This is a genomic window from Anaerotruncus sp. DFI.9.16, assembly GCF_024461615.1.
In the GTDB taxonomy this organism is placed as follows: domain Bacteria; phylum Bacillota; class Clostridia; order Oscillospirales; family Ruminococcaceae; genus Anaerotruncus; species Anaerotruncus massiliensis.
Map to the genome: position 1 here is coordinate 19,902 of NZ_JANFZX010000036.1, position 9,169 is coordinate 29,070.

Here is a 9,169-nt window from a genome sequence, read left to right on the forward strand (position 1 = left end):
CGCCCCTCCCTTCCTTTCATGATGATTTGTGGGGCTCCACCCGCAAAAGAGCGGAGCCCCACAATTCTTGCGGTTCAGTGATTCGTGCGCAATGCTGCCGTTTTAAAAGTGCTGGTCCCACCACTTCTGCAGCTTGCCGCAGATGAGTTCCGGCGTGGTGACCGCCGGGTCCGTGGTCCACATGACTTCGTTTCCGAAGTACCCTTTGTAGCGGTTGTCGTCGAACGTCTTGAGCATGGCGTCCAGATCCAGCTCGCCCTCGCCCGGAATCCGGTGCTCCCACGCACCGGAGGGGAGCAGGCCGCCGTCCGTGTAGTGGACGTTGACGACCTTATCCGCGCCGCAGATGTCGTAGACATCCTGCACCGATTCGTTGGTCTGCGCCAGGCACATCAGGTCGATGGTGACCGCCATGTTGTCCGAGCCGCAGTCGCTGATCAGCTTCATGATCCGCTTGTGGTCGGTGATCACGGTGATATCCCTGGTGGTCGCCTCGTAGGTGATCGTCACGCCTTCCGTCTTTGCGATCTCCGCGAGCCTGCCCATCGAATCCACGGTTATGTTCCAGACGTCGTCGATGCTCTCGTCCATGTTTGCATAGCCCGGGAACACCAGGACGTAGGGTGCGCCGATGACGCCGGCCGTGCGGATGGCCTTTTCAAAATACCGGAAGGTGCGCAGGCGGGTGGCGGGGTTTTTGGAGGAGAGGTTGGTCGGGTAGGCGCAGTTTTCGGGGTTGACCTCGACCACGCTCAGACCGCGCTCATCCAGCTTTCGCTTGAGCACCTTCATGTCCGCATAGGTAATATCGTCCATGCAGAAATGGGGCTCCGCGCCATAGAACTCCAGCTTGCCGGCGCCCAGCCGCTGCAGGGAATCCAGCGCATAATCCAGGGAATAGTCGATGTAGGGAAAGTTGGACAGGATGAACTGGTCCCTTGTCAGGTTCTTAAATTCCATAGGGTTACTCTCCGTAAACTTCCTCGTGCGTGAAGAGTCCGGCCGCGATGACCGTCTCGTCGATGTTGTCCTTGGTGACGACGACGCCGGGATAGCTCATGAACGGGATGGTCTGGCCGTCGCTGTTCACGTCGGTGCCGAAATCAGCAGCGGTCTTTTCGCCGAGGTAGTACTGGATGCAGGCCTCGGTGAAGAGCTGCGGATACTCGCTGCCGGCCTTCGCAACCGTGGAGACCTGGGTGCCCTGGACGATCCGCTGGCAGGCCAGCAGGTCGCAGTCCTGGCCGCAGACGAGGACCTTGCCCGCGAGCCCGGCGCCTTCCAGCGCCTGGATCGCGCCGCCCGCCATGCCGTCGTTCATGCAGAGGATCGCGGTCAGGCTGTCGCCGTACTCGGCGATCCAGTTCTCCGCGTAGCCCATGGCGGTCGCAGGATCCCAGTTGGTGGTCCACTGCTCGCCGATGACTTCCACGTCGCAGTTCTTCATGCTGTCGAGCATGCCTTCCTGGAACTTCACAACGCCGGTGCCGCCGGTGGAGTCGCCGTAGATGTACGCAACATTGCCGGTGATGTTCATGTCGCCGATCGTCTTGGTGATCAGCTGGCCGATCTCATAGAAGTCGTTGCCGCCGGTGAAGTCGGCGTAGGTGTCGCCCATGACCGGCTCGTAGTAGCAAACCAGGACGCCTTCGTCGTGGGCGGCCTTCATGGCGTTGGTGATGGCGCCGGGCTCATTGCACTGTGCGATCAGGATGTCGATCCCCTGCGCGACCAGGTTCTCGATCTGACCGGCCTGCTTCTGCGCGTCATTCTCAGCGACCTGATAGATCAGCTCGACGCCCTGGTCCTTGCAGACCTGCTTGATAACGTTGAGCTCCTTCACCCAGCGCTCTTCCTGCTGCGTTTTCCAGGAGACGCCGATGACGATATCCTCTTTGGCTTTCACGGGCTTGCCGTTCCAGCCGACATTGCCTTCCGCGGCGGGTTCGGCCGCGGGCTCGACCGCAGAATCGGCTGCGGACTCGGGAACCGCCTCATTCGTTGACTCGGGGGCCGCGTTGTTCGTAGCGCATGCGCTGAGAGAAACCAGCATTGCCATTGCAAGCACTACCGCCAGAAATTTCTTAAACATCTTTCAATCTCCTTTTCATTTTTCCCCGAAATAAATTTCAGGTATTTCGTGTCACAATTATAGCTAAATACTTGGAATAGTTCAATCAATTTTTGGTTTTTTTACGAATTTATTTGATATTTCAGCCTTTTCGCCAAACCCAGTTCCGGGTTTTCATCCACTTTAACTATGATATTTTGTCAATATTATGGTAAATAGTCTATTTTGCATAATAATGTAGGCGTTTTAGGAGCATTAATCAGTCAATAAATTTTCAAATGTTATTTTTATGCATTGACATTATATCAAATATTGATTGACATTTATTTTCTTTGAAGTATAATTTATTTACCGGAATGCAATAGTTTTTAATAACTGTTTCATGGAGGCTTTTCGGGCTTTTTTCAGATTTGAACGAGACCCTCCTCCCGCTACCCGATATCACCCCGCTGACCACTGGCAAAAAGAGAGGCGCCGTCAAAAACACAGCCCCCGCCTCTATCTAACAAAAACGCCTTAATTTTCCATCTATTGGGATTTGTTGCGGGTGTTTTTTAAATTGATTGATATATTTATTTTATTCATTACTCGCTATTGATTTTTTATGGAAATAAGTTATACTAATTTGAGAAGATCGCTCTGTCCATTTTTTTATTCGCTGCTGTCCAAATTTTTGTTGAGAGGAACATCTATCACACCATGCCAGACACAACGGGATCGAACAATTTCATAAACGATCAGATCGCGGAATTGATTATGGAGTGCATCGACGAGCACAAGAAGCTCCCCACGGAACAGGAGTTGATGGAGCGTTTCCAGATCAACCGCTTTGCTTTGCGCGAAATTTTGAACGCCTATGCCGTCAACGGCATCATCGTTTCGCAGCAGGGCAGCGGCCGCTATGCGCAGTTTCCGGATTTGGGCGTCCAGATCAAAAACATCTGGGCCCCGTTCATCAAGTGCCGGCCGTCTCTGCTGCTCGACTTTTTCGAGATCCGGAAATGTCTGGAGCTCTCGTCGCTCCCCATCGCCATGCAGAACCTGCGGCCGGACGACCTTTTGCAGCTGCGCCACCATACCGACGCGATGCTCAAATGCGCCCAGGCCGGCGAGTCGTTTGAAAGCTTCGACCGGGATTTCCACTGCACTCTCTTCGCCTGCACGGGAAACCTGTTTTTCAAGCAGCTGCTGACCGCTTTCTGGGATATCTGTGAGGATTCCATCATCTGGCCCTCCAGCAACGACCTTCTCTACGTCGCCCAGCAGCACATCGACATTCTCGAGGCGCTGGCCTGTCAGGACGAGGCGAAGGCATCCGAGCTTTTGAACATGCAGCTTGTCGAATCGCGTAACCAGATCGCGCTGGCGCTGGTGAAAGGAAGCCAGGAAAGCCCGCGTGAGCATAACGCCTTCGTCGCGCTTACCTGAGGCGCGAACCGTCATACGGATCGGTCCCGCTAAGCAATCAAAAAGACAGGCCGGAACGGCGCCGCGGATGCGGCGCCGTTCCGGCCTGTCTTGGTATTTCACGACGTGTCCAGAGACGGGATGCGTCCAGACACAGACAAAATCGAAGCCCGGCGGTTCCCCGCCGGGCGATGTTCGCGCCGCTTGCGCGGAGCGCATGATTCCTTGGGACGAAATAGTGGATAAACGCCGCAGAAATCTTATTTCAGGAGTTTGATTTTGCCGAGCAGAGGAACCTCTTTCTCTTCCTCTTTGCAGGCGGCGACAAGGCCCATGATCCAGAAAATGAACACCACGATGCTGGCGATTCCGCCGATGATCGCACCGACGATGGTGATCCGGGCGATGATGCTGCACACGATGCCAGCCAGGAAAATGACAAGGGCCTGATTCAGGTGGAACTTCGCACCCTCCTTGTCGCCCGCGAAAAACGCAATGATCCAGCCGATCCAGGTGATGTACGCGACAATACCGGTCGTTTTTTTGTTCACGAAATAACCTCCTCAAAATTTCCCAAGGCTCCTCTTTATCTTACCCCATTCGACAGCAATTGTCAAAGGAACCTGCAAATTTTACAGGGGAATCTCATGAAAAGATATGCATGAAAATTTGTTCTTATGCATCGCGTGTGGGTTCGCGGCGGAAAAACGGCGCATATTTATTCCCCGCGGCCGCCCACCGCCCGGCTTAACGCCGGATAGACTGCGAGTGCCAGCGCGCCGCCGGCCAGCGCGGTCACAAACTGCGGCCAGGAAAACATGACCGACAGCATCTGCGCCTGCTTGGGCGGCACATTGGGGAGCATCCCCAGGATCGCCGGGACCGTCAGCCACAGCGCCGCGCATTTCGCACCGGCGCCGACCAACACGCCGGCCACCCGCCGGCCCGTGCCGTGCGATTTCCCGAGGAAAAACCACGCCGCCGCCGCGATCACCGCGTTCCCCAGCGCGATCGCGGGTGCGATAAAGGGCACCGGCGTCATGCCGAGCAGCGCCGCCAGAATCGACGAGACGACCCCGCAGGCCACCCCCGACCAGAGCCCCACGCTGGCCGCCGCCAAAATCAGGACCAGATTGACCAGCGAGCCGGTCACCAGCTGGTTGATGCTGAACGGCCCGGCGATCACCGCCCCCGCGGGCAGCATCTTGCCGACGATCTGCGCAAGCAGCACAAGCGCCGTGCACAGCGCCGTGCGGGTGATCCATTTTACCTTTCCATCCGTATGGGTCATTGGAACGCCTCCTCACGGGTATCATGATACTCGAAAGGTATCGTTTTTCAAGACTGTCGGGCGGCCTTTGCCCGCAGGACGGGAAACCGGAAAGATCTCACCTGCTGATCTCGTCGAGGGTGCGGTCGAAGGCGGGCAGATACTCCCGCAGGAAAATGTCAACTGCGGGAATCCTCATCTCTCGCAGGGCGGCGAGCTGGGATTCGCGGGCGCTGAGGAAATCGTTGTTGCCCATCCGGATCTCCTCGATGCACTTGACGAGCGCGGAGAGCTTGTCCGCGGCCTTGACGAGCCGGCGGACCTGCGGGTCCTCCTCGAAGAAGCAGGGACGGTACCGTTCGGCCAGCTCGGAGGGCAGGGTGGCGAGCAGCCGGCCGGCGGCGGCCTCCTCGATGGCCTTGTAGCTCTCCTTGATGGCGGGATTGTGGTATTTGACGGGGGTGGGCAGGTCGCCGGTGAGGATCTCGCTGCAATCGTGGTAGAGGGCGCAGAGCACCACCCGCGCGGGGTCCGCCCCCTCGATAAGGGCGAGCGCGTGGGCGAAATAAGCGGTTTCGAGGGTGTGCTCGCTGAGGTTCTCGGTGCGGGAATTACGCATGAGGCCCCAGCGGCTGATGTATTTCATTCGGGAAAGCATCGCAAAAAATCCATAGGGTTCCATCATCCTGCTCCTTTCCTGGGCGGTCTTCTGCATCAAATGATACCATATCGGCCACTGAAAGAAAAGAAAGCCTTTGCAGGAAAATTTTCGGCGGGCTTTTAAACGCCGCCATTTGTGGTATAATTTAGTAAGGTATCTTCCCCCATTTGTCAGCTTGGAGGTTTTGCAATGCCGCTCACGTCACAGACGCAGAATAAGGGCAGCTGCCGCAGGGCGTTTCTGATCGCACTGGTGACAGCCGCCGTCATCTTTCTCCCGTTCATCATCTGGGACAAGGGGTACTTTTTCTTTTACGGGGATTTTAACGTCCAGCAGATCCCGTTCTATAAGCTCGCCCACGAGGCGGTGCGGTCCGGGGATCTCTTCTGGAACTGGTATACCGACCTGGGCGCCAACTTTATCGGCTCCTACAGCTTCTACCTGCTCGGAAGCCCGTTTTTCTGGCTGACCCTGCCCTTCCCCACCTCCTTCGTCCCCCATCTGATGGGACCGCTGCTCATCCTCAAGCACGCCTGCGCCGCCTTCACCGGCACCCTCTACCTCAAGCGGTTTGTGAAGGAGCGCGATTATGCCGTCTTCGGCGGGCTGCTTTACGCCTTTTCCGGGTTCGCCGTCTACAACGTCTTCTTCAACCACTTCCATGAGGCGATCGTCTTCTTTCCGCTCCTGCTCGTCGGGCTTGAGGAGCTGATCGTCCATAACCGCAGGGGCGTCTTCGCCCTTGCCGTCGCAATCAACGCCTTTGTGAACTACTGGTTCTTCATCGGCGAGGTCGTTTTCGTCGTCCTCTATTTCATCATCCGCGCCCTCTCCCCCGACTGGCGCATGAACCTGCGCCGCTTCTTCTGGACGGCGTTTGAATCGGTGCTCGGGCTCCTGCTTTCGATGGCGCTTTTTTTGCCCGCCGTTCTGGCGATCATGGGCAACCCGCGCACCGGCGCGGACGAGCTGCTCAGCGGCTGGAACCTCTGGCTCTACTGGCACCAGCAGCTCTATCCCGCGATCGTCTCCTCCGCCTTCTTCCCGCCCGACCTGCCCAGCCGCCCCAACCTCTTCCCCGACCGCGGGGCCAAGTGGGCCTCCCTTTCGGCGTGGCTGCCCTTCGTCAGCATGACCGGCGTCATCGCCTACGTCCGCTCCAAGCGTGACTGGCTCCGCCGCATCCTGCTCGTCTGCGCCGTCGTCGCGCTCGTGCCCGGGCTCAACAGCATCTTCATCCTCTTCAACAACTCCTACTACGCGCGCTGGTACTACATGCCCATCCTGCTGATGGCGCTCGCCACCGTGCTCGCGCTTGAAAACCGCTCGGTCGACCTCGACAAGGGGTTCCGGTGGACGCTCCTGTTCACCGCCGTCGTCACCGCCATCCTCGGTCTCACCCCCACCCTCCAGTCGGACGGCGGCGTCAAGATCGGGCTGGCCAAATATCCCGAACGGTTCGCGGCCACCGCCGGCATCGCGATGCTCGGCCTCCTCGCGCTCTGGCTCATCATCCGCCGCTGGCGAAACACAAGGGTCTTCATGCGCATCATGACCGCCGCGCTCTGCTTTGTGTGCGTGAGCTATTCGATCACCTTCATCGCCACCGGCAAGACCCACTCGGACAAGCCCGATTTCCTGCGCGACACCGCGCTGGCGGGCCGCTATGAGCTCGAGCTGCCCGACGACGGCACCTTTGCCCGCACGGACATCTACCACGGCATGGACAACCTCGGCATGTTCTGGCACCTGCCCAACATCCAGACCTTCCACTCGATCGTGCCCGTCTCGATCATGGAGTTCTACCCCAAGGTGGGCGTCAAGCGGGACGTCTCCTCCAAGCCCGAAACGGAGTATTACCAGCTGCGCCCGCTGCTTTCGGTGCGCTGGCTCTTCATCAAGACGGACGACCCCGAGCAGGAGCCGATGCCCGGCTGGGAGCCCCGGTCGGTCCAGCTCGGCTACAACCTCTACGAGAACGAATATTTCATCCCCATGGGCTTCACCTACGACTACTATATCACTGTGCGCGACCTCGAGGAGGTCCCCGAGGAGGACCGCGCCGCCGTGCTGCTGCACGCGCTCGTCCTCAAGGACGAGGCGGCCACCCGCCACGGCGACATCCTCGAATATATGCCCAAGGAATACTACGGCGGCCTCGACGAGGAGGACTATTACGCCGACTGCCTCGCGCGGCGGGAGACCGCGGGCTATGAATTCACGACCGACAACCGCGGCTTCACCTCCCGCATCGACCTGCCGCGGGAAAACCTCGTCTTCTACTCGGTGCCCTACGATTCCGGCTGGTCCGCCACCGTGAACGGCCAGCCCGCCCAGATCGAAAAGGCCGCGCTCGGCTTCATGGCGGTGCGCGCCCCCGCCGGGGACAACGTCATCCGCTTCACCTACACGACGCCCGGCCTTTACGCCGGCGTCCTCCTCACGCTGGGCGCGGCGCTGCTGCTCGTCATCTACCTGCTGCTCTGGAAGCGGTACGGCAGAACGCCCGACGACCCGCCCCGGCCTCCCCTGCGGGAGATGACCGACGAGCTGGCCGGCGGGGAGCCGGCCGCCGAGTGGGAGGAGACGGGCGCGGAGCCGCCGGAGGGCGGCGGCGCGCCCGGCGGCGGCGAAGCCGGGCCCGGCGCGTCCGGCATTGACGATGCGGACGGGACGCGCGAGGGGGACGCGGACGGCCCGCCTGAGCCGCCGCCCGCCTCCTGGTTTGATGAAACGCCCGATTCCGGGGAGGAAACGCGATGAATGAAATTTTATACCTGGTCATCCCCTGCTACAACGAGCAGGAGGTGCTGCCCGAGACCTCCAAACGCCTCAAGGCAAAGCTGGGCGGCATGATCGCCGCCGGGACCGTCTCCCCGCAGAGCCGCGTCCTCTTTGTGGACGACGGCAGCCGCGACACGACCTGGCAGCTCATCTCCGAGCTGCATGAGCGCGACCCGCTCTTTTCCGGCCTCAAGCTCTCCCACAACCAGGGCCACCAGAACGCGCTCGTGGCGGGGCTCACCGTGGCCAAGGACCTCTGCGACATCGCCATCTCAATGGACGCCGACCTGCAGGACGACGTCGACGCGGTCGACCGGTTCGTCGCCGAGTACCAGGCGGGCAGCGACATCGTCTACGGCGTGCGCTCCTCCCGCAAAAAGGACACCCTCTTCAAGCGCACCACGGCGGTCGGCTACTACCGCTTCCTCCGGTGGATGGGGGTGGAGATCGTCCAGAACCACGCCGACTACCGTCTCATGAGCCGCCGCGCCCTCGAGGCGCTCTCCCAGTACGGCGAGGTCAACCTCTTCCTGCGCGGCATCGTGCCGCTCATCGGCTTTCGCACCTCGGTCGTGGCCTACGAGCGCAGCGAACGGTTCGCGGGCGAATCCAAGTACCCGCTGAAAAAGATGCTCTCCTTTGCCGTCGACGGCATCACCTCCTTCTCGGTCAAGCCCATCCGCCTCATCACCACCCTCGGGGTGCTGATCTTCGCGGTCAGCGTGCTCTGCCTGCTCTGGCTGCTCGTCACAAAGCTCTTCGGCCACACGGTCGAGGGCTGGACCACCCTCATGGGTTCCGTCTGGGCGCTCGGCGGCATCCAGCTGCTCTGCCTGGGCATCCTCGGCGAGTATATCGGCAAGATCTATAAGGAGGTCAAGCACCGCCCCCGCTTTGTGATCGACCAGCTTCTCAACGACTGAAGCGGACGCTGTCAATCCAATGAAACACCGGGCCGCTGCCATTGGCAGCGGCC

The 9,169-nt window shown here is 59.6% G+C and carries 8 protein-coding genes; 3 read left to right on the plus strand and 5 right to left on the minus strand.

What is annotated here, in order from left to right; translation table 11 throughout:
• Nucleotides 1-102: 102 nt before the first annotated feature.
• Both NE609_RS12235 and NE609_RS12240 read right to left on the minus strand, forming a co-directional pair.
• Entirely contained in the window at nt 103-960 is an 858-nt protein-coding gene (locus NE609_RS12235; protein ID WP_121587303.1) for a sugar phosphate isomerase/epimerase, read from the minus strand.
• Nucleotides 961-964: 4 nt separating this feature from the next.
• On the minus strand, nt 965-2,092 hold the full coding sequence (locus tag NE609_RS12240; RefSeq protein ID WP_121587302.1) for a substrate-binding domain-containing protein: 1,128 nt from the start codon (nt 2,090-2,092) through the stop codon (nt 965-967).
• Nucleotides 2,093-2,770: 678 nt separating this feature from the next.
• On the opposite strand from NE609_RS12240, the gene NE609_RS12245 reads away from it, so the two are divergent.
• Nucleotides 2,771-3,499, plus strand: coding sequence for a FadR/GntR family transcriptional regulator (locus tag NE609_RS12245; RefSeq protein ID WP_121587301.1), 729 nt, complete (start codon nt 2,771-2,773; stop codon nt 3,497-3,499).
• Between the two features lie 239 nt (nt 3,500-3,738).
• Here NE609_RS12245 and NE609_RS12250 read toward each other — a convergent pair whose 3' ends face one another.
• The 3 genes from NE609_RS12250 to yfbR all read right to left on the minus strand — a co-directional run bounded on the left by NE609_RS12250 (nt 3,739) and on the right by yfbR (nt 5,430).
• Nucleotides 3,739-4,029, minus strand: coding sequence for a hypothetical protein (locus NE609_RS12250; protein WP_101548498.1), 291 nt, complete (start codon nt 4,027-4,029; stop codon nt 3,739-3,741).
• A 167-nt stretch (nt 4,030-4,196) separates the two neighbouring features.
• Nucleotides 4,197-4,769, minus strand: coding sequence for an ECF transporter S component (locus NE609_RS12255; RefSeq protein WP_121587300.1), 573 nt, complete (start codon nt 4,767-4,769; stop codon nt 4,197-4,199).
• A gap of 97 nt (nt 4,770-4,866) precedes the next feature.
• The gene (gene yfbR, locus NE609_RS12260) at nt 4,867-5,430 is read right to left on the minus strand and encodes a 5'-deoxynucleotidase (protein ID WP_121587329.1); all 564 of its coding nucleotides are present in this window, start codon (nt 5,428-5,430) and stop codon (nt 4,867-4,869) included.
• A gap of 168 nt (nt 5,431-5,598) precedes the next feature.
• On the opposite strand from yfbR, the gene NE609_RS12265 reads away from it, so the two are divergent.
• Together NE609_RS12265 and NE609_RS12270 are read left to right on the plus strand one after the other, a co-directional pair.
• A complete protein-coding gene (locus NE609_RS12265) occupies nt 5,599-8,172 on the plus strand; it encodes a YfhO family protein (RefSeq protein WP_256152662.1) in 2,574 nt (857 codons plus the stop codon).
• Nucleotides 8,169-9,116 (plus strand): glycosyltransferase family 2 protein, encoded by a 948-nt coding sequence (locus NE609_RS12270; RefSeq protein ID WP_101548494.1) that lies wholly within the window; start codon nt 8,169-8,171, stop codon nt 9,114-9,116. Before NE609_RS12265 ends, NE609_RS12270 begins: the two co-directional genes overlap by 4 nt.
• The last annotated feature ends 53 nt before the right edge of the window (nt 9,117-9,169 follow it).

Coding starts and splice junctions, on each gene's coding strand:
- yfbR (WP_121587329.1), bottom strand. CDS start 5,430: ATGGAACCCTATGGATTTTTTGCGATGCTTTCCCGAATGAAATACATC.
- NE609_RS12245 (WP_121587301.1), top strand. CDS start 2,771: ATGCCAGACACAACGGGATCGAACAATTTCATAAACGATCAGATCGCG.
- NE609_RS12265 (WP_256152662.1), top strand. CDS start 5,599: ATGCCGCTCACGTCACAGACGCAGAATAAGGGCAGCTGCCGCAGGGCG.
- NE609_RS12235 (WP_121587303.1), bottom strand. CDS start 960: ATGGAATTTAAGAACCTGACAAGGGACCAGTTCATCCTGTCCAACTTT.
- NE609_RS12240 (WP_121587302.1), bottom strand. CDS start 2,092: ATGTTTAAGAAATTTCTGGCGGTAGTGCTTGCAATGGCAATGCTGGTT.
- NE609_RS12270 (WP_101548494.1), top strand. CDS start 8,169: ATGAATGAAATTTTATACCTGGTCATCCCCTGCTACAACGAGCAGGAG.
- NE609_RS12255 (WP_121587300.1), bottom strand. CDS start 4,769: ATGACCCATACGGATGGAAAGGTAAAATGGATCACCCGCACGGCGCTG.